The sequence below is a fragment of the Arthrobacter sp. L77 genome, from assembly GCF_000816565.1.
GTDB classification, from domain to species: domain Bacteria; phylum Actinomycetota; class Actinomycetes; order Actinomycetales; family Micrococcaceae; genus Arthrobacter_D; species Arthrobacter_D antioxidans.
The window spans coordinates 119,174-138,312 of record NZ_JWSU01000001.1; the positions used below are offsets into that span (position 1 = coordinate 119,174).

Here is a 19,139-nt window from a genome sequence, read left to right on the forward strand (position 1 = left end):
ACAGCCGGACGGCGGCACGCAGTCCTGGTGCTCCGGCCGGGCCTGCCCCTCCCGGGGTCGTCTGCCACGTGGGGTCGACTTGCCCTTCGTGCCCCGGTACGCCGTCCTGTGTGCCCCGACTCGCCGTCCCGGGGGCCGAGCTGCTTACCGTCGGTACACCGTCCTGTGCGAGCGCGCTGTTACCCCCCGTGCACCGTCCTTTGGGGGCGGGCTGTTAGCCCCCGTACGCCTGTCCTGTGGGGGCGCGTTATTAGCCCCCGTACACCTGTCCTGTGGGGGCGCGTTATTAGCCCCCGCGCACCGTCCTGCCGAACAGGTCGCCTCGAAAGCGGATCCGTTCCTCAGGGGTCGATGGCGACGGCGGCCACGAGGCCCAGAGGCTCCAATGCTTCGCCCCCGATCGAGGGGAGGTCGGCGACCCTCCGCTCGCGCAGGACCTCGACCGATTCCGGGCCACGATCGGCGAAGCCGGTGCCGAGAGCCTTGATCAGGGCTTCCTTGCGGGCCCACAGGACTGCGCGGGCCGTCGTCCGGTCGCCGGCCGGGAGTCCGCCGACCATGGCCCGCTCACCAAGAGTCAGGGCAACGTCGTCGAACCCCTCGAAACCCGCTGCGGCGACGGTGGTGAGGTCCACTCCGAGCCCCGGCCGGGCCCACGGGACGGCAGTATGCGATGTCGGCGTCCCGACCGCTTCGTACGCCCCGTGCGCCCCCAGCGGCTCGAGCGTCCCGACCGTCCCCCGCAGCCCGTCGGTCGCCGCCGTCCGGTTCGTCCCCTGCGGCCCCTGCGGCCCCTGTGCCCCGAGCGTCCCCGCCGTCCGCTTCGTCCCGTGCGCCCCGAACGTCGGCGGCGTCTGGGCCGTCCCGTGCAGCGCGAGCGCTCCGAGCAGGACGAACCCTCCCGCCCTGGACAGGCTGAGTGCCAGCGGTACGGGTTCCCCGTGCAGCAGGTAGGCCGGTCGGCCGTGATCGGGTACGCCGTCCGGTCCACAGACAGGGCATTCGAAGCCCGATACGAGAAGGCCCGCCCGGATCCCGAGCAGGTCAGCAGTGAGGGCACGCAGGAGGTATCGGCCCGCGACGAAGGACGCCGCCTGTTCGGCATCGACGGTCCGGGCCGCCCGCGCGCGTTCCACGTCGTCGAGGAGCCGGAGCATGGCGGTGGTGGGAGGGAGGTCGGACCCGGGACCGATCCTCCGCAGGCTCAGGACGGCGCCCGACGACGGGTCCATGGGGCCGGTGAGCGTGGCCGGAGTCCCGGGAAGTGGTGCGCGGGCAGCCGGAGTGCCCGGATCGGCGGCCGTGGCCGGAGTCCCGGTGATCGGGGTACTGGGAGGTGGAGTGCCGGGGAATCGCTTCACTCCACCATCGTCCCCGAGGGTAGGGCGGTGAGGCCATCCGGCCGGGGAATCGGCCGACGAACCGGTGTGGGAGCCGGTGTGGGGGCCGGTCGACCTAGTGGCCGGCGAACAGTTCAGCACACACGTCGTCGCGCAGGACGAACGGTCGCGGACGGTCGGGGTCGGCCGGCCGCCCGTACACGTAGTAGCCGCGGCCCTCGCCCGGGCCGCCGGCGGCGCGGTCGATGGCGTGCATGAGCTTCGGCGTGAGCGGCCCTGCTGGTCCGATCCGGTGGATCTGCTCGATCTCGTGCGGTGCGAGTGCCCGTACGAGGCGTTTCACATCGGCCATGGGAGCGTTCCTGTCGTCGGTACCGGTCGCTGCGTGAGGGTCCGACACTAGGCACTCCGGGTGAACGAGGCGTGAACAGCGGCGATCGATCCGCTGACGCTCGATGAACTGATCAATCCTCGCTGGACGGCTGGACGGCTGGACGGCTGGACGGCTGGACGGCTGGACGGCTGGACGCTGAACGCTGAACGCCGAGGAGGCAGACGGACCGCCAGGAAGTGGCGCACCGGGACCCGGCCCGGCGGCACAGCAGTCGGCCCTGATCTCAGTCGTCGTAGGCGCGGAACTGCTCCATGGACACGATGCGCCCCTGGTTGGCACTGCTCACCTGGCAGATCACTGCTTCGCCCGGCGCGAGGTGCGGGTCCTCGACGGGCAGGAGTTCGTGGAGGTGGCCCGGCATGTGGCCGCGCAGCACCGAGAGGACGAGCGGGAGTACCGGCCGGTGGGTGCAGATCGCCACGGGCCTGCGCTTGTCGAGCAGGCGCTCGATGACGGCCTTGGTGCGCGCCGGCTTCCTCTTGGCATCGTGCTCGGTCAGCGCGTCGAGGAGCTTGAGCTTCGCGCTGCGCTGCTTCACGTAGGGCGAGATCGTCTGGACGCACCGCACCCACGGGCTGCTCACCACCCGCTCGGGGGTCCAGGCCTGGAGCAGGCGGCTCACCGCGGTGGCCTGCCGCCGACCGGTCGCGGCGAGAGGTCTCTCACCCTCGGCCCTGCTCCACGACGAACGCGGCTTGGCCTTCGCATGGCGGACCACGATCAGGGGCCACGTCTGGAGATTCCGTGCCCGGTGCGCTTCGATGAGCGAATCGAGAGGCACGACGTCGGTCGGGTTGCTCAGCACGGTGCGTGCCTCCTCGGGGGACACCCACCGTACGCCGTCCACCTCGGTGCCGTCCGGCACCGGGGTGGCCCGTTCGATTCTCGCCGCCCAGTAGTACACCACTTTGTCGCCGGAGTTCACCGGGTAGTTGATCGTCGCCAGCGGGATGCCGAGCCTCACGCTCAGCCCCACTTCCTCGAAGGTCTCGCGGACGGCGCATTCGGGCGTCGTCTCTCCCGGGTCGAGCTTGCCCTTCGGCCAGGACCAGTCGTGATAGCGGGGGCGGTGGATGATCAGGACCTCGAGTGCGCCCTTCTCGATCCGCCAGCACAGCGTGCCGGCAGCGACGACCGCCGGGCCGCCGGTCGCCGTGGCGGTGGTGGCATCCTCAGTGGGTGGCGCCATCAGCGGCGCGACACTGCCCGCTGGCGGGCTCGGGACGCGAGCAGCGAGGACTGGATGTCCTCGAGCAGCGCGCCGTCGGCGTTCTTGTGGTGCCGGGTCCAGCAGCCGGTCTCGTCGAGGTGCCAGCTGGAGACCGACGGGTCCATGTACCGGTCCATGAGGTTCATCAGGTAGGAGATGTCCTCGGCCGAACTGAGCTGTACGAGTGCCTCGACGCGGCGGTCCAGGTTGCGGTGCATCATGTCCGCCGATCCGATGAACACGGCAGGCTCTCCACCGTTGGCGAAGGCGAAGACCCGCGAGTGCTCGAGGAACCGGCCCAGCACGGAGCGCACGGTGACGTTCTCGCTCAGCCCGGGGACCCCGGGCCGTACGGAGCAGATGCCACGCACGATCACGTCCACCTGGACGCCCGCCTGCGATGCGCGGTAGAGCGAGTCGATGATCGCTTCGTCGACCATGGAGTTCACCTTGATGATCACGCGTGCGGCGAGCCCGGCCTGCTTGTTCGCGATCTCCCGCTCGATGCGGTCGATCAGACCCGAGCGGACGGACCGCGGTGCCACCAGGAGGCGCTTGAAGGTGGACTTCGGGGCGTACCCGGAGAGCTGGTTGAACAGGCGGGACAGGTCCTCGCCCACCTGCTCGTTGGAGGTCAGCAGACCGAGGTCCTCGTAGTACCGGGCCGTACGCGGGTGGTAGTTGCCCGTGCCGATGTGGCAGTAGCGCCGGAGGCCGTCGATCTCCTGCCGCACCACGAGCGAGAGTTTGCAGTGGGTCTTGAGCCCCACGATGCCGTACACCACGTGCACGCCGGCCTGCTCGAGCTTGCGGGCCCAGGAGATGTTGGCCTGCTCGTCGAAGCGTGCCTTGATCTCCACGAGCGCCAGCACCTGCTTGCCCGCCTCGGCGGCGTCGATCAGGGCGTCCACGATGGGGGAGTCGCCCGATGTCCTGTACAGCGTCTGCTTGATGGCCTGGACCTTGGGGTCCGCAGCCGCCTGCTCCAGGAACGCCTGCACGGAGGTGGAGAAGGAGTCGTACGGGTGGTGCAGCAGGATGTCCCGCCGGCGCATCGCCGCGAAGACGTTCGCAGCCTTCGAGGTCTCGCTCTCGTTGAGGTAGCGGCTCGTGTGCGGGACGTGCTTGGGGAAGTGCAGGTCCCCGCGATCGATACCGGCGATCACGCTCAGGCCCCGCAGGTCCAGGGGTGCCGGGAGGTTGTAGACCTCGTCCTCCTCCACACCGAGTTCCCGCGAGAGCAGCGCCCTGATGCTGGGATTGATGTCCGTGGTGACCTCGAGGCGGACGGGCGGCCCGAACCGGCGGCGGAGCAGTTCCTTCTCGAGGGCCTGCAGCAGGTTCTCGGCGTCGTCCTCCTCCACCTCCAGGTCCTCGTTGCGCGTGACCCGGAAGAGGTGGTGCTCGAGCACCTCCATGCCGGGGAAGAGCTGGTCCAGGTGGACGGCGATGACTTCCTCGAGCGGGATGAAGCGGGCGATGCGCCCGGCGACGTTGCCCGCACGCGGCCCGTCCACGGACATGAGGCGCGGCAGCTGGTCGGGCACCTTCACACGGGCGAAGAGTTCCTTCTCGCTGACGGGGTTGCGGACCACGACGGCGAGGTTGAGGGACAGCCCGGAGATGTAGGGGAACGGGTGGGCCGGGTCGACGGCGAGCGGCGTGAGGATCGGGAAGACCTTCTCGGCGAAGATCTTGTGCAGCTCTGCGCGTGCGGCGTCGTCGAGCTCCTCCCACGTCGTGAGGTGGATCTGCTCCTGGGCGAGGGCCGGCCGGATGTGCTCGGCGAAGACGGCTGCGTGGCGCTGCTGGAGCTGGTAGCCGTCCTGCATGATCTTCTCGAGCTGCTCGATCGGGCTGAGCCCCGCAGCGGACGGTACCGCCAGGCCCGTGGCGATCCGGCGCTTGAGGCCGGCGACCCGCACCATGAAGAACTCGTCGAGGTTGGACGCGAAGATCGACAGGAAGCTGACCCGCTCCAGGAGGAACAGCTCCGGGTCCTCTGCGAGTTCGAGGACGCGCGCATTGAAGTCGAGCCAGCTGATCTCGCGGTCGAGGAACCGGTCCGCCCGGATATCGCCGGACGGCAGCAGGCTGGGAGCGAACTCCGGGATGTCGATGCGGTCCTGCGTGGCCCGGGCCGGAGCCGTCTCGGAGGACCCGTACAGTGACGCACCCCGGCGTTTGGTTCCTGAATCCATTACGTCTCCTGCAGCGTGGGCGGTCATGGCGGTGTGGACCCCGCTCCGACAGAGCCGGGGACACCTCGAAAACAACCTTACAAGGTGGGTTGCGCCACCTTGGCCGCATACATCACGTCGACATCCCAGCGCGTGAACCCGAGGGCCCGGTAGAGCGCCACCGCGGCCGTGTTGTCCGCATCGACGTAGAGCATGATGGCCTGCAGCCCCCGGGCGTGGAGGTACTCGATGCCCGCGATCGTCAGGGCCTTGCCGAGGCCCATGCCCTGCGACTCCGGCGTCACCCCGACCACATACACCTCGCCCATCGCCGGGTGGGCCCCCACCGCGGGGTGGACCTTGGTCCAGTGGAAACCGAGGAGTTCGCCGTCGCTCTCGCGCACGGCGAGCAGGAAGCCGTCGGCGTCGAACCAGTCCTCGTCCATCCGCGCGTCGAGGTCCGCGCGCGTCGTGGCGCCCTGCTCGGGATGGTGAGCGAAGGCGGCCGCGTTGGCCGCGAGCCAGGCCTCCTCGTCCTGCCCGCGGACGAAGGCGCGCAGCACGACGCCGTCGGGCAGTCGGAGGGCGGGGACGGATTCCGTGACGGCTGCGCGGGTCAGGCGCATCCTCCACAGTTCCCGCACCGGCGCGTAGTCGAAGCGCGCCGCCAGGTCCGCGGCCGCGGAATGGTTGCCGTGGGACCAGCCGCGGAGGTCGGAGATCCCCTCGGCGAGGACCGCCTGGATCAGTGCCGTCCCTGCCCCCTCCCCGCGACAGTCGGGCCGGACGACGAGCTCGAGCACGGCGCCCTCCTCCGAGCCGAGCGTGACGACGGCGACACCGGCGAGCTCGCTGTCCGGCGCGTCGGAGGTGCGGGCCGTGAAGACGAGCTGGCGCCCCCCGGCGTCGTGGGCGCGGAGGGTGAGGAGGGTCTGCTCGGAGAGCGGCGGGTTGCCGTCGGCTTCGGCGGCGGACGCGGCGAGGCGGCGTACCTCCTCGACGACGTCCGTGGGCGGGGCGCCGGCGATCCTGCCGACGGACCAGGTGGGGGCGTGCTGAGCGGCGGTCATGCGCCCAGCCTAGTCGTGCGCCGCCGACACGGTTTGGTACTCACCCACGGCGTGCTGTAGTGTCGGGAACTGCTCGAGGGGGATGCGCCAGTGGGGCGCCCGCGATACGTTCGACCCGTATGTCCTCCACTTCCACCGGCCCAGCCGGGAACACGAGAAAGCCCCTTCCATCCTCGGGTGGAAGGGGCTTTCTCGTCGGGTCAGGCGTCCTGGTTGACCGAACTGCGGTCCTCGGGCAGGCGGGTCAGCGTGAAGCGGTACCCGACGTTCCGTACGGTGCCGATGAGCTGCTCGTGGTCGGAGCCGAGCTTCGCCCGCAGCCGGCGCACATGGACGTCGACGGTCCGTGTGCCCCCGTAGTAGTCGTAGCCCCACACCTCGTGCAGGAGCTGGTCACGGGTGAACACCCGCCCGGGGTGCTGCGCGAGGTACTTGAGGAGCTCGAACTCCTTGTACGTCAGGTTCAGGGGCTCGCCCCCCACCCGTGCCGTGTAGCTGGCCTCGTCGATCACCACGCCGGACGCGTGGATCTCGGTACTCGTCTCCTCGCTGGCCGCCGTCGAACGCGCGATCACCAGCCGCAGCCGCGCCTCCACCTCCGCCGGGCCCGCCGAGTCGAGGACGACGTCGTCGGCCAGCCAGTTCGCGGCGACCGCCGCCATGCCACCCTCCGTGAGCACGAGCAGGAGGGGCGCGCTGAGGCCGGTGGCCTTGAGGAGCTGGGTGAGGGACCGCGCACCGACGAGGTCCTTGCGCGCATCGACGAGGACGACGTCGCACGGCTCCGTCTCGAGGAGCGCGGTGGGTTCGGCCGCAAGGATGTGCACCTTGTGATTGAGCAGTTCGAGCGCCGGCAGGATGTCGACGGACGAGCTGGTGGTATTGGTGAGCATCAGGATGTGCGGCATGTGTCCTCCACGGGTCGGGAATGCGCATCATCGGGCAACGGCGCCCCCTCCCGGACGGGGAGGATGGGCGGTCGAAATTTGGTCAAGTATAGCCTCCGCCCTGTGATGCACCACACGCACGGCGGCCGCCGGCAGCGCGGCTTTTCCCCGCACCAGCGCGGGTAGGGCAGTATTGCTGGGGTGAAGAGGACGAGTGTGGCCGCAGCGGCCGGAGCCGCGGCCATCGCGACCGGAGCGATCGTCGCGTCCTCCTACATCTCCGGGACGGCGGTCGCCGTTGCCGTCGGAGCCCTCTGCCTCGTGACCGCCCTCGGCTGGCCCTACATCCTGCGCGTACCGGCCAGGAAGAGCCTGTCGACCGCGATCGGACTCGCCGCGCTGCTCGCCGTCGTCCTCGCAGCAACCGTGCCCGGGCCGCTCTTCATGACCTGGTTCCCCGTCTCCGTGGCACTCGGCGTCGGTGCGGTGTTCATGATCCAGCTCCTCCGGGGGACCGGCCAGAGCCTCCGGCTCGAATCGACCCTCGGGGCGAGCGCCGGCGTCGTGGCCGTGGCCATGGGCTCGGGCTGGGTGGCCACGGACCGACTGGCCGTCAACGCCGCCGATTCCGGCATGACACTCGTGACCGGCGTCAGCATCCTCATCGCGATCGCGGTGTGCCTGCTGCCACTGCCGGACCGCCTGGTCGCCCCCGCCGCCGTCGTGCTCGCTGCGCTCGCCGGCCCGCTCGGCGCGCTGCTGTTCACCGATGTGCCGGCCCTCGCCGCCGGGGTCGTGGGACTCGCGTGCGGTGCCGTGATCGCAGGGACGCGGCGGCTGCTCGTCGCCCGGGAGGCGCCGATCGACCACATCGCAGCCATGGCGGCCGGCATGGCCCCCGTGCTCGCGACCGGAGCCGTCGTGTACTTCCTCGACACGCTGTTCCTCGCCTGAACAGGGCCTCTGCGCCCGGGCGCGGTCCGGATCGCCGGGGCCGCCCGCCCGCCGCACGTGTTCCTCCGGTGTCCTGACCGCGCGTTAGGATGAGAGGCATGTCCATCCTTGCCCTTGAAATCTTCTTCATCTCGCTGCTGGTCATTGCCGGTCTCGGCATGGCCGGTTTCGCGGCCCTCGTCATCACGCGCCTGTACAAAGGCCAGAAGTAGCCGACTGACCCCGGAGGCCCTATGTCGATCGACCTGCCCACCGACCTGACCCCCGAGCTCGTCCCGCTGTCGTGGCTCCTCGGAACCTGGGAGGGGACGGGGATGCTCGGCGAAGGGACCGCCGACTCGGAGCGCTTCTCGCAGCGTGTCGTGTTCTCGCAGAACGGCCTGCCGTACCTGCAGTACAGCGCCGAGTCCTGGCTCATCGACGAGCAGGGCGCGCAGCTGCGTCCGCTGTCGGTCGAGACCGGTTTCTGGGCGCTCGACCGCAAACTGAACGACGCCGATGTCGGCCCAGGCCTCAGCCCCGCGGACATCGTCCCGGCGCTCAAGACGGCCGACGAGGTGGAGCAGTTCCGCAATGACTCCGGCGGTTTCGACATCACGGCCACCGTGGTGCACCCCGGCGGCATCGCCGAGCTCTACTACGGGAGCATCAAGGGGCCGCAGATCCAGCTCAGCACCGACCTCGTGATGCGCGGCCAGCACTCCAAGGAGTACGCGGCGGCCACCCGGCTGTTCGGCCTGGTGGACGGCAACCTGTACTGGCGCTGGGATGTCGCGGCCCAGGGCAACTCCCTCGAAGCCCATGCGTCAGCGATCCTCAGGAAGATCTCCTGAAGCGGCTGTAGCCGTCCCGTCGGCGCCACCCCGGAATAGTCCTGCCTGGAAGGCGTTGTTGTATCACATGACCCCACGAAGCCCCCTGCTGAACCGACACGGTGCCGTCGAGGGCGGCGGAGCCGATGCCGGTGTGGCCTCCCACTACGGCGACCCGTTCCGGGAGCAGCGCCTTCTCGCTGCAGGCGAGGCCGTCGTCGACCTGTCGCAGCGCGGCGTCGTCACCGTCTCCGGACCCGACCGCCTGAGCTGGCTGAACACGCTCTCCTCCCAGCTGCTCCTCGACCTCCGGCCCGGCCGGAGCTCCGAGACGCTGCTCCTCACCGTGCAGGGCCGGATCGAGTACGCGGCCCACGTCGTCGACGATGGCACGACCACCTGGCTCATCACCGAGGGAGGGGAGGCTGCGCCGCTGGCTGCCTGGCTGGACCGCATGAAGTTCATGCTCCGCGTCGAGGTCACCGATGCCACGGATGCCTGGGCCGTGCTCGGGGCCACGAAGGCCCTGCCTGCGCAGGGCGAGAACGCCGTCGTATGGGAAGACCCCTGGCCCGCCGTCGTCCCCGGCGGATACTCCTACGCGATCGTCGACGAGCGCGAGCACCCGGGCCGTGAGCGTCCCTGGTTCGAGTACCTCGTGCCGCGCGCAGACCTGGAGGCGGCCGTGGCCGCCACGGGACTCCCGCCGGCCGGCTCGCTGGCCGCCGAGGCGCTGCGCATCGCGGCCTGGCGCCCACGGCCCGGTTTCGAGACCGACGAGAAGACAATCCCGCACGAGCTCGACCTCATGCGCACCGCCGTCCACCTCGCGAAGGGCTGCTACAAGGGTCAGGAGACGATCGCCCGCGTGCACAACCTCGGGCACCCGCCGCGCCGGCTCACCTTCCTGCACCTCGACGGCAGCCAGCACACCCTCCCGGCGGTCGGAAGCCCGGTCCTCAGCGAGGGTCGCACGGTGGGCAGGGTGACGTCCGTCGGCCACCACTACGAGATGGGCCCGATCGCCCTCGCCGTGCTCAAGCGGTCCGTCGACGCGTCCGCTGATCTGCTCGTGCAGGACGGGGACGAGGCCTACGCCGCCGGCCAGGAGGTCATCGTGGCGCCGGATGCCGGGCAGGTCGTCGGCCGCGCCTCGGGGTTCCTGAAGGGTCCGCGATGAGCGCCGACGGAGGGCAGGGCCCCACGGACGATGCCGCGGCCGCCATCGCCCTCGCACACGCCCTGTTCGACGCTGCGCGGGCGGGTGACAGCGCCACACTGGCGCGGTACCTCGACGCCGGGGTGCCCTTCACCCTGACGAACACGGCGGGTGACAGCCTGCTGATGCTGGCCGCGTACAACGGGCATCCGGCGATCGTGCGCGACCTGCTGGGGCGCGGAGCGGAAGCCGACCAGGTCAACGACCGCGGGCAGACGCCCCTCGCCGGTGCCGTCTTCAAGGGGCACAACGACGTCGTTCGACTGCTCGTGGAGGCGGGGGCGGACGCCGATGCCGGCACGCCGTCGGCCCGGGCCGCGGCCGAGATGTTCGGGCGGACCGAACTCCTGGGGCTGCTCGGCTAGTCCCGTCCCGCATCCGGATCTGCCCGGTCTGGATCTGCTGCAGCCCAGTCCCGTACCGGATCCGGGGAGATTGCGGCAGCCCGACCCCGGCCCGTACCGGATTCGGGGACTTTGCCGCCCGTCGTCGCCCTTTAGCGGCGTGTCCCGGGCCGACACGCTGTGGGCGGCGCCGAAGCCCCGGGACACGAACATCGGGGGCGATGCGTGCACCCGAACCGCCGTCCGTGCACGACCGGCTCTCGCCCCAGCCCCGGTCCTAATCCGAACCCTGGCTTCGGCCCCGACCTGGATCCGGCTCTGCCCGGTCTGGATCTGCTGCAGCGCACGACCGGCCCGAACCTGATCCGGGGAGATTGCGGCAAGTTCGGTGCGCTGTGGCGGCGTGTCCCGGTCCGACACACCGTGGGCGGCGCCGAATCCCCCCGGGACAAGAACATCTGTGGCGACGCGCACCCGAACCGCCGGCCGTGCACGACCGGCTCTGGCCCCAGCCCCGGTACTCACCCTGGCTCCGGCCTAGGCCCCTACCTGACCCGGGGACTTTGCGGCAGATCGTCGCCCTATAGCGGCGTGTCCCGAGCCGACACACTGTGGGCGGCGTCGAAGGCCCCGGGACACGAACATCGGTGGCGACGCGCACCCGAACAGCCGTCCGTGCACGACCGGCTCTGGCCCCGGCCCTAACCCCAACCCTGGCTCCGGCTCCGGCTCCGGCCCATATCGGGTCCGCCCGGCTGCCTCCACTGCAGCCCGCCCAGGCCCGTACCGGATCCGGGGACTTTGCGGCAGGTTTGGCGCACTTTAGCGGCGTGTCCCGGGCCGACACGCTGTGGGCGGCGCCGAAGCGCCCGGGACCCGTACGCCAGGCGGCGCTCAGGCGTCCAGGAGCACCGAGGTCTGAGTCCCCGCGAAGGCGAAACCGGCCCTGCGGGCGGTCCGCTGGGACGCCGTGTTGTCCGTCCGTGCGCGCCATTGCGGCACGAGCCCGGCGGCCATGGCGTCCTCGACCGCGACGGCGGCCACCCGCCCTGCATAGCCCTTGCGTCGGTCCTCGGGCGGGGTGATGACCGCGATGTGCGCCAGGATGCCCTGCCAGATGTCGTAACCGGCACCGGCCAGGGGAGTGGGTGGGGCCTCGGAGTCGCCGTCGAGCAGCACGAACGGGTGTTCCACCGCTGCGAGGCCCGCTTCGGCGACGTCGTCGGGCGGGCACCGGCGTTCGAGCTCCCGGACGAGCGAGGCCTCACCGGAGACCACGGCCGGCGGCCCCTCGAACCGCGGCAGCTCGTCACAGAAGTACAGCTGGGCCTCGCCGAGCCCGCGTCCGCCGTGGTCCCGGCTCAGCGTGAGCAGCGTCGAGTGGCTGCGCAACTCCATCCCGGACATCGTGCGTCCCGCCTCCACCGCCCAGCCGGGTCCCCCGAGCACCTCGCGGCCGAACAGGGTCACGAAGGTCAGCACCGAGGCGTCGTCGTCGACCGCGTACAGGCGGTCGGAGCCGCCGGCCAGGGCGTCGTCGTCGAGCCCGAGCAGCCGCGACCAGGCGAGCTGGATGATCGAGACCGTGCCGGGATCGAGTTCCACGGGTCAGCCGAAGAGGATGGAGGCTTCGTCGTACCGGTGCTGCGGTACCCGCTTGAGGTTGCCGAGCGCCGCATCGAAGCCCACGTGGGCGATCTCCGTGCCGTTGAGGGCCACCATGGTGCCCCACAGCTCATCCCGCACCGAGTCCACGGCAGCCATGCCGAGGCGCGTGGCCAGTACGCGGTCGAACGACGTCGGGACTCCACCACGCTGGATGTGGCCGAGGATCGTGGCGCGGGTCTCGATGCCCGTTCGGGCCTCGAGCTCCGGCGCGAGCTGGTCCGCGATCCCGCCGAGCCGCGGACGGCCGAAGGTGTCGAGGCCGCGCTCGGAGTGCGCCTGCTCCATGTGCGAGGGGACGAAGCCCTCGGCGACGACGACGAGGGGCGCACGACCGCGGGCGTTGGCCGTGGACACCCACTCGGCGATCTGCTCCACGCTGGTCTGCTGCTCGGGGATCAGGATGGCGTGGGCACCGGAGGCCATGCCGGCGTGCAGGGCGATCCACCCGACGTGGCGGCCCATGACCTCGGCGATCATGCAGCGGCTGTGGGACTCACCCGTGGTGCGCAGCCGGTCGATGGCCTCGGTGGCGATCTGCACCGCGGTGTCGAAGCCGAAGGTGTAGTCGGTGGCGTCGAGGTCGTTGTCGACCGTCTTGGGGACGCCGACGATCTTCAGGCCGAGGTCCGTGAGCCGCTTCGCCGCAGCGAGCGTGCCCTCACCGCCGATCGCGATCATCGCGTCGATGCCGAGGCGTTCCATGTTCGCCTTGACGACCTCCGCGCCGCCGTTGCCCTCGAAGGGGTTGGTGCGGGAGGTCCCGAGGATCGTGCCGCCCTGCTTGGAGATGCCGCGCACCGCATGCCGGGGGAGGTCGACGATGTTGCCCTCGACGACGCCCCGCCAGCCGTCCCGGAATCCGACGAACTCCTGGTCGTGGACCTTGATGCCCTTGAGGACAGCGCCGCGGATGACCGCGTTGAGTCCGGGGCAGTCGCCGCCGCTGGTGAGGATTCCGATCTTCATATGGCGTGGGGTTCCTTCGAGGAGGGTGTGGTTGTGCATCAGGAGCACGCCGTCGGGCCCGCCTATGATTCTAGACACACACGGGCCAGGCCCTTCACAGGCTGCGGGTGCTGGACTCCCGGCACCCGGCGGGTCGGGGACCACGTAGGCTGGGATCATCCAGCGCACGGGGGCCCGAGCCCCTGGGTGCGCGCCGTCCGTCCGAGGAGGACACCAGCAGTGCCCCAGGCAGGTTTTGCGCCAGCGGCGCTGCGCATGGTCCACATCTCCCGGCCGGTCCTCTGGATCAACACCCTCGGCACGGGCGTCGTCGGAATGTGGCTCACCGGGGCGTTCTGGGAGTGGGAGGCCGTCGCGCTCCTTCTCTGGCTGACCCTGCCGTTCAACCTGCTCATCTACGGCGTGAACGACATCTTCGACCAGGACACCGATGCCCTGAACCCGCGGAAGGGATCGCTCGAGGGTGCCCGGATCAGGGCCTCGGAGGTCCGCGCCATCTGGATCGCCGTGCTCGCCACGAACCTGCCGTTCCTCGCGTGGTTCGCGGCCACCCTCCCGACGGCGGCTCTTCTATGGATCGCGCTGTACGCCCTGGTGTTCGTCTTCTACTCCGCGCCGCCGCTGCGCTTCAAGGCTCGGCCGTACCTCGACTCCCTCAGCAACGCGGCCTACGCGTTCCCGCTCGTCTTCGTCCCCTACGCCCTCGGCGACACGCCGGTCTGGGCCGCCGCGCTCGGCCTGATGGCCTGGAGTGCGGCGAAGCACACCTACGACGCCGTCCAGGACATCGACGAGGACCGCGGGGTAGGCATCACGACGACGGCGGTGCGGCTCGGGCCCCGCGGCGTAGTCGCCTGGAGCGGTGCCTGGTGGGCGGTGTCCACGGCGTGCTTCGCAGTGGTCAACATCCCGGTTGCCGTCGTGAACACCCTGATCGCGGGCTGGCTGCTGCTGGGCCTGTACCGGGATCCCCGCCCGGAGACCGGCCACCGGCTGTACCGCTACTCGATCGCCTTCCCGTATGTCGCCGGGACCGTCGCGGGCGTCCAGCTCGTCGTCGCCCTGACGCTGGGACTCTACAGATGAGCCGGGTCGTCGTCGTCGGTGGCGGTATCGGTGGGCTGACGGCCGCCGCCCTCCTCGGTCGCGCGGGCCACAGCGTGACGCTGGTCGAGGCCTCGGACCACGTGGGCGGCAAGAGCCGCCGCGTCGAGGTCTCGGGACAGCGCATGGACACGGGGCCGTCGCTGGTCACCTTCCCGAGCGTGTGGCAGGAACTCCTGCGTCTCCTCGACGCCGTCGCCCCCGCCGGCGCGTCGCCGGCCGCGGACATCGCCGGCCTCCGCCTCGAACGGCTGCCGGACGTCGGGACCTACTACTACCGCGGCGAGGCGTGCGCCCTGCCCGTGCCGGAGGGCCACCCGTGGCATCCCGCCTGGACGCGTTTCGCGGCAGAGCACGGCGTCCTCGGGGAGGACGTGTCGCGCCTGCTGACCACGGGCCCGCTCGAGAAGGCCTCCTATCCTGCGCTGGCCAGGCTCGGAGCACTGTACGGCCGGAGGCTCACGACGCGGAGCTATCTCGACAGCCTGCCGTGGCTGCCCGACGGGCTCCGCGAGGTCATCGCCATCCACACGCTCAACGCGGGCGTCAGCCCCACCCGGACGCCCGCCCTCTACGCCAGCATGCCCGCCATCATGGCCCAGGACGGCGTCTGGATCCCCGAGGGCGGCGTCTACGAACTCGTGCTGGCGCTCCAGCGCGTCGCCGTGGACGCCGGTGTGGAGATCCGCACGGGCGAGCCCGCGCAGAACATCGGACGACGGCGGGTCACCACGGCCGCAGGCAGTTACCCGGCCGACGCCGTCGTCAGCGGTCTCGACGCGCACCGCCTGGCAGGGCTGCTGGGCGGGCGCACCGCCAGGACGCCGCGGAAGCTCACCTGCTCCGCCATCGGGATCTATGCCGTCCTGGCCAGGCCGCTCCCCGAGGGGACCGCCCGCCACGGCGTGGTCATGCCGGACGATCCGGCCGCGCTCTACGCGAGCCTGGAAGCCGGGGATGAACCCGACCAGACCATGGCCTTCGCGAACTACTATCCGGCGCACGGGGTGTACCCCAACGGGTCCGCGACCCTGGCGCTGCTCCTCACGGCACCCGCCAACGGCAGGACGTACTCGCTCGATGACCCGTTCGTGCGGCGCGAGCTCGACCGGACGACGCGCGTCCTCGGGCTGCCCGAACCCATCGAGGCCTATTTCGGCAGCCACGAGATCCTCGACCCGGGCTACTTCGGCGAGCGCGGATCGGCCGGCGGGGCGCTCTACGGGGCCGTACGTCCGGCGTGGATGAGCGGACCGTTCCACCTCCCGCCCTATTCAAATCCGCTGCGCCCGTGGCTGTGGCGCGTCGGGGCCTCCGTCCACCCCGGTGGCGGGCTGCCTGCGGTCCTCGGCGGCGCGATGATGTCCACGCAGAAACTGCTGGCCCGCCTGGGGCCCACCGCCTGACGGCTCGCGTCCGCCCGCGTCCGGTTGACGGCCTGGTTGCCGGACGGCCTGAGTGCCGGCCGCCTTAAGCCCGGGCCGCTGACGGCTGGACGTCCTGCACGGCGCCCCGCCTGATTACCGGACGGCCTGAGTGCCGGCCACCTGAAGCCCGGGCCGCCCTGGTTTCGCGGCGCTGTGGCTTCGCGGCGCCCGATGTTCCGGGTCGCCCACCGGTCCGCCTGTGGTCGCCCCGGTTGCGGAGGGCGGAGGGGTCAGGCCTGCTGTGCGGCGTCCACGGTCGTGCCGCCCGCGGCAGGCGCGGACGCCACGGCGGCGCGCGTGAGCTGCAGCCGTCGACGCGCCACGAGGACGATCAGGGCGACGGCGAGCAGCGCCGGGAACACGAGTCCCGAGAAGACGCAGACGCCGAGCCACAGGAACATGGAGACGAGCAGGCTGTCGAGCAGGCCCGGGCGGAGCGGGAGGTCGGTCAGGCGCCGCCCGCCGATCCAGGTCACCAGGGCGGAGGCGACGAGCCCGGAGATCAGCCAGCCTCCGTAGTTCGAGAGCGGGACCCCGTAGTAGGGGCCACCGCCGGGCCAGATCCAGAAGCCGAGGGACACGGCTCCGGGATCGAGGACGCCGTCGATGACCACGAGCAGCAGCCCACCGAGGAGGATCCTCCGCAGCGCGGACCCACCCCCCGAGACGACGGCCACGGCTCCGATCACCAGCGGTACGTAGGAGAGGGGCAGCAGGTACGGGACGAGGCCGAGGATCGTGGGGCCCAGCGGTTCGCCGTAGTAGAACTCGCCGTAGGGCAGGTGTGTGGCGACGCCGAAGCCCTCGATCAGGTAGCCGAAGACGGACACGGCCGCGAGGGCGGCGACGCCCCGGGCAGCACCGAGCTGGTGCACGAGCGCGATGAATGCCGGCAGGGCGATCAGGAGATTGAAGCCGTAGGACGCGTAGCTCGCACCTTCGACGTCCGGGAACCGCACCACGAAATAGCCGGAGACGAACAGGAAGGCGCAGGATGCGATGAGCAGGCGGGGGAAGCTGCGGGCAGCGGGAGTCTTCGGCACGTCATCCATCCTTGCAGGTCAGGCAGCATCAAGGGGCACCCGCCGTGAAGCGGGTGCCCCTTGATGCCGGTCCTGTCCTAGCCTCCGGCGAGGAGCCGCTCGAGGGCGATGGTGCCCTCCGTCGTGGGCAGCAGGAGCCACAGGACGAGGTAGAGCGGGAGGCCGATGAAGGGGAGCAGGAAGCTCAGCAGGATAGCGATGCGGACGTAGGTCACGCGCCACCCGTACTGCAGTGCGATGCCTGCGGCGATGCCGCCGAGGAGGCCCCCGGGAGCGCGTCTGATGGGCGAGGAGCGGAGGATGCGGTAGAAGGACTGCATGGCGTGCCTTTCGGTTCTCGGGCGTGCGGGTTCGTCGGGTTGGGTGTCCGGCTGCATTCAGTATCCCGACAGGGGGTCGTCGTGGTCCTCCCGGCCGTTCTCGGTTTGCCTGGATCGCAGGGACAGGATGCCGCCGACGACGAGCGCCAGCCCGACGCCGACGAGCAGGCCCAGTGCCACGATCACCGGGTCGACGGACAGCTCGACGACCTGGCTGACGAGGAGGAGGGAGGCGATGGCGAGGATCACCGACCCCCAGACGATGGTCGGGAGGCGGGGGTGGCGTTTCGTTCCGTTCAGCGCGGTGTTCATGGTGTGTCTCCGGTCGGGGTGGGACTGCTGTTCGAGGGGGCGTCGGTGGTCCCGGGCACGGTGACGATGCTGACGTCGCTCATCGCGCCGCGCACGTCGAGGATGATGGCGGATCCGGTGGCGTCGGGGTTCAGCGTCCCGTTCTGCAGCTGCAGCACGCCGCCCTCGCTCCGGGGTTCCGCGGACGAGCCGTCGGGCCCCTCCAGGGTCCCGCGGGTCCCGGAACTGCCGAGCGCCATCCGTGTGCGGACCTCGACCGGGACGTCGTCGGGCACCACCACGGTGACGGCGCTGGCGAGCGAGTTCACGGGGACCACGACGTCCCGGGACAGCGGGGGCAGGCTGGTGAGATCGATGGTGGACTGCGAGGCCAGGACGCTGTAGCCGCCGGCTGCGGCCGGCAGCGACACCGGGGTGGTCCTCTGCTCCTGGGCGACGATCCAGGCTCCGCCGCCGATCGTGAAGGACGCGATGAGTGCGCCGAGGACCGCCAGCGTCGCGGAGAATCCGACGAATCCGGACGTGCGCCCCCGTGCCCCCAGCCCGATCACGCCGAGGGCCAGGACGATCGAGGCCGCCGCGAGGGCGACGACGACCGGATCGGCGAGGTCCAGGGTGCCGACGTAATCGAGGGCGAGGAGGGTTGCCCCGACGACGACGGCCCCGCCCACCAGCAGCGCCGTGACGGGCCCGGGAGGCCGCGGCGGCCGGTACTTGGTGACCGGCGGTGGGCCGGCAGGGGGCCCCGTGTAGACCCCCGGATAGCCGGACCCGGACCAGGACGCGGAGCCGGGCTCGTAGGGCAGCGGCCGCGTCTGCTGCGTCCACGGATCCGCCGTCGAGTAGGCGCGGGGTTGGTACGGCAGGGGGACGGTGCGGTGGACGTCGTCGGGCGCGATGCGCTCAGTAGGATCGTCCGTGCCGTCGTCCGTGCCGTCGTCCGTGCCGTCGTCCGTGCCGTCGTCCGCTCCGTTGTCCATCCCTTCATCCGAAGCGCCGTCCGTTCCTCCGTAGCGGTCCGTGTCGGAGCCGACGGGGGAGCTGGAGCCGATGGGGGAGCCGGGGACGCCGTCATCGGGTGAGCGCTCGCCGGGACCCGCTGCGGGTCCTGCCGTGGGTCCAGCCGCAGGTCCTGCGCTGTCCGTCGGGGACTGTCCGGTGGGGCCAGGACGCCCCGGGGTACCCGGATCCGGCACCGGACCGAACGGCGGCACGGGTCCGCTGCCCGGCCCGCCGGGAGCGGACGGCCCTCCGGGATCGGAGGGCCCGCCGGGTGCGGATGGCCGGCCCGGGTCGGGTGGCCCGCCCGGGATGTCCCGTCGGGCCTGCCCGCCGGCGGAACGGTTGATGATCCAGTACACGAAGAGCGCCACGGCACCGATCCAGAACAGGGTCCACAGCAGGCCGCCCGTGCCGCCACCGCCGAGGAAGGGCAGGTTCGGGCGCCAGAGGCCGATCGCCACGAGCGCCGCGGCTCCGGTCAGACCCGAGGTCCAGGAGCCCCGGCCTGCCTGCTCCACGTGGATACGCCCGTCCGGTTCCGGGAGCAGGGCCCAGGCGAGCCCGTACAGCAGGACGCCGATGCCACCGAAGACCGCGAGGATCACGATCAGTCCGCGGACGAGGGCGATGTCCAGGCCCGTGCGGCGGGCCACGCCACCGGTGACTCCGCCGACCCAGCGGTCGGGGGACCGGGTGATGTCGAGGCCCCGCAACCAGCGGAAGAACGACGACGAGGCGGGAGGTCCCGCGGGGTGCGATGCGGCCGGTTCTTGCTGCCAGGACGGCCCGCCTGGCGGTGGTGCTGAGGTCATGTCCCCATCCTGCCGCCACACCTGCGGCGGGCACATCGGGGCCTACCCTGATTGAACCCTGAGTGTGCCCTGAAT

Annotated in this window: 18 protein-coding genes; 6 read left to right on the plus strand and 12 right to left on the minus strand. The window is 71.1% G+C overall.

What is annotated here, in order from left to right; all coding sequences use genetic code 11:
- Nucleotides 1-341 precede the first annotated feature (341 nt).
- From RY94_RS18240 to RY94_RS00620, 6 genes are all read right to left on the minus strand, one after another.
- A complete protein-coding gene (locus RY94_RS18240; protein ID WP_231554357.1) occupies nt 342-1,361 on the minus strand; it encodes a 4'-phosphopantetheinyl transferase family protein in 1,020 nt (339 codons plus the stop codon).
- Between the two features lie 94 nt (nt 1,362-1,455).
- On the minus strand, nt 1,456-1,692 hold the full coding sequence (locus RY94_RS00600; protein ID WP_043440527.1) for a hypothetical protein: 237 nt from the start codon (nt 1,690-1,692) through the stop codon (nt 1,456-1,458).
- A gap of 265 nt (nt 1,693-1,957) precedes the next feature.
- A complete protein-coding gene (locus tag RY94_RS00605; RefSeq protein WP_043440530.1) occupies nt 1,958-2,923 on the minus strand; it encodes an NUDIX hydrolase in 966 nt (321 codons plus the stop codon).
- Nucleotides 2,923-5,145, minus strand: coding sequence for an RNA degradosome polyphosphate kinase (locus RY94_RS00610; protein WP_043440532.1), 2,223 nt, complete (start codon nt 5,143-5,145; stop codon nt 2,923-2,925). The genes RY94_RS00605 and RY94_RS00610 overlap by 1 nt, the downstream gene beginning before the upstream one ends.
- 77 nt (nt 5,146-5,222) lie before the next feature.
- Nucleotides 5,223-6,194 carry a mycothiol synthase gene (gene mshD / locus RY94_RS00615; RefSeq protein ID WP_043440535.1) on the minus strand — a complete coding sequence of 324 codons (972 nt, stop codon included), beginning with the start codon at nt 6,192-6,194 and terminating at the stop codon, nt 5,223-5,225.
- A 200-nt stretch (nt 6,195-6,394) separates the two neighbouring features.
- On the minus strand, nt 6,395-7,102 hold the full coding sequence (locus RY94_RS00620) for a winged helix-turn-helix transcriptional regulator (RefSeq protein WP_043440538.1): 708 nt from the start codon (nt 7,100-7,102) through the stop codon (nt 6,395-6,397).
- Nucleotides 7,103-7,282: 180 nt separating this feature from the next.
- On the opposite strand from RY94_RS00620, the gene RY94_RS00625 reads away from it, so the two are divergent.
- From RY94_RS00625 to RY94_RS00640, 4 genes are all read left to right on the plus strand, one after another.
- Nucleotides 7,283-8,035, plus strand: coding sequence for a hypothetical protein (locus tag RY94_RS00625; RefSeq protein WP_231554358.1), 753 nt, complete (start codon nt 7,283-7,285; stop codon nt 8,033-8,035).
- 233 nt (nt 8,036-8,268) lie between these two features.
- Nucleotides 8,269-8,868 carry an FABP family protein gene (locus RY94_RS00630; RefSeq protein ID WP_043440544.1) on the plus strand — a complete coding sequence of 200 codons (600 nt, stop codon included), beginning with the start codon at nt 8,269-8,271 and terminating at the stop codon, nt 8,866-8,868.
- A 67-nt stretch (nt 8,869-8,935) separates the two neighbouring features.
- Nucleotides 8,936-10,027 carry a CAF17-like 4Fe-4S cluster assembly/insertion protein YgfZ gene (ygfZ, locus tag RY94_RS00635; protein WP_043440546.1) on the plus strand — a complete coding sequence of 364 codons (1,092 nt, stop codon included), beginning with the start codon at nt 8,936-8,938 and terminating at the stop codon, nt 10,025-10,027.
- Complete coding sequence (locus tag RY94_RS00640) at nt 10,024-10,431, plus strand: ankyrin repeat domain-containing protein (protein WP_043440548.1); 408 nt, start codon at nt 10,024-10,026, stop codon at nt 10,429-10,431. Before ygfZ ends, RY94_RS00640 begins: the two co-directional genes overlap by 4 nt.
- A gap of 873 nt (nt 10,432-11,304) precedes the next feature.
- On the opposite strand, the gene RY94_RS00645 is transcribed toward RY94_RS00640, so the two are convergent.
- Together RY94_RS00645 and RY94_RS00650 are read right to left on the minus strand one after the other, a co-directional pair.
- A complete protein-coding gene (locus tag RY94_RS00645; RefSeq protein ID WP_043440551.1) occupies nt 11,305-12,015 on the minus strand; it encodes a GNAT family N-acetyltransferase in 711 nt (236 codons plus the stop codon).
- A gap of 3 nt (nt 12,016-12,018) precedes the next feature.
- On the minus strand, nt 12,019-13,044 hold the full coding sequence (locus RY94_RS00650; RefSeq protein WP_043440553.1) for a 6-phosphofructokinase: 1,026 nt from the start codon (nt 13,042-13,044) through the stop codon (nt 12,019-12,021).
- Nucleotides 13,045-13,263: 219 nt separating this feature from the next.
- On the opposite strand from RY94_RS00650, the gene RY94_RS00655 reads away from it, so the two are divergent.
- A complete protein-coding gene (locus RY94_RS00655) occupies nt 13,264-14,130 on the plus strand; it encodes a UbiA family prenyltransferase (protein WP_043440555.1) in 867 nt (288 codons plus the stop codon).
- Nucleotides 14,127-15,554, plus strand: a complete 1,428-nt coding sequence (locus RY94_RS00660) for a phytoene desaturase family protein (protein WP_043440558.1) — start codon at nt 14,127-14,129, stop codon at nt 15,552-15,554. The genes RY94_RS00655 and RY94_RS00660 overlap by 4 nt, the downstream gene beginning before the upstream one ends.
- A 251-nt stretch (nt 15,555-15,805) precedes the next feature.
- Here the strand turns inward: RY94_RS00660 and RY94_RS16525 are convergent, their stop codons facing one another.
- The 4 genes from RY94_RS16525 to RY94_RS18535 all read right to left on the minus strand — a co-directional run bounded on the left by RY94_RS16525 (nt 15,806) and on the right by RY94_RS18535 (nt 19,064).
- Complete coding sequence (locus tag RY94_RS16525) at nt 15,806-16,618, minus strand: carotenoid biosynthesis protein (RefSeq protein ID WP_052273777.1); 813 nt, start codon at nt 16,616-16,618, stop codon at nt 15,806-15,808.
- 77 nt (nt 16,619-16,695) lie between these two features.
- Complete coding sequence (locus RY94_RS00670; RefSeq protein ID WP_043440561.1) at nt 16,696-16,938, minus strand: PspC domain-containing protein; 243 nt, start codon at nt 16,936-16,938, stop codon at nt 16,696-16,698.
- A gap of 57 nt (nt 16,939-16,995) precedes the next feature.
- Complete coding sequence (locus tag RY94_RS00675; protein ID WP_043440563.1) at nt 16,996-17,250, minus strand: hypothetical protein; 255 nt, start codon at nt 17,248-17,250, stop codon at nt 16,996-16,998.
- A complete protein-coding gene (locus RY94_RS18535; RefSeq protein ID WP_269429718.1) occupies nt 17,247-19,064 on the minus strand; it encodes a PspC domain-containing protein in 1,818 nt (605 codons plus the stop codon). Before RY94_RS18535 ends, RY94_RS00675 begins: the two co-directional genes overlap by 4 nt.
- Nucleotides 19,065-19,139: the final 75 nt, after the last annotated feature.

Coding starts and splice junctions, on each gene's coding strand:
- RY94_RS00600 (WP_043440527.1), bottom strand. CDS start 1,692: ATGGCCGATGTGAAACGCCTCGTACGGGCACTCGCACCGCACGAGATC.
- RY94_RS00605 (WP_043440530.1), bottom strand. CDS start 2,923: ATGGCGCCACCCACTGAGGATGCCACCACCGCCACGGCGACCGGCGGC.
- RY94_RS00610 (WP_043440532.1), bottom strand. CDS start 5,145: ATGGATTCAGGAACCAAACGCCGGGGTGCGTCACTGTACGGGTCCTCC.
- mshD (WP_043440535.1), bottom strand. CDS start 6,194: ATGACCGCCGCTCAGCACGCCCCCACCTGGTCCGTCGGCAGGATCGCC.
- RY94_RS00620 (WP_043440538.1), bottom strand. CDS start 7,102: ATGCCGCACATCCTGATGCTCACCAATACCACCAGCTCGTCCGTCGAC.
- RY94_RS00630 (WP_043440544.1), top strand. CDS start 8,269: ATGTCGATCGACCTGCCCACCGACCTGACCCCCGAGCTCGTCCCGCTG.
- ygfZ (WP_043440546.1), top strand. CDS start 8,936: ATGACCCCACGAAGCCCCCTGCTGAACCGACACGGTGCCGTCGAGGGC.
- RY94_RS00640 (WP_043440548.1), top strand. CDS start 10,024: ATGAGCGCCGACGGAGGGCAGGGCCCCACGGACGATGCCGCGGCCGCC.
- RY94_RS00650 (WP_043440553.1), bottom strand. CDS start 13,044: ATGAAGATCGGAATCCTCACCAGCGGCGGCGACTGCCCCGGACTCAAC.
- RY94_RS00660 (WP_043440558.1), top strand. CDS start 14,127: ATGAGCCGGGTCGTCGTCGTCGGTGGCGGTATCGGTGGGCTGACGGCC.
- RY94_RS00670 (WP_043440561.1), bottom strand. CDS start 16,938: ATGCAGTCCTTCTACCGCATCCTCCGCTCCTCGCCCATCAGACGCGCT.
- RY94_RS00675 (WP_043440563.1), bottom strand. CDS start 17,250: ATGAACACCGCGCTGAACGGAACGAAACGCCACCCCCGCCTCCCGACC.
- RY94_RS18535 (WP_269429718.1), bottom strand. CDS start 19,064: ATGACCTCAGCACCACCGCCAGGCGGGCCGTCCTGGCAGCAAGAACCG.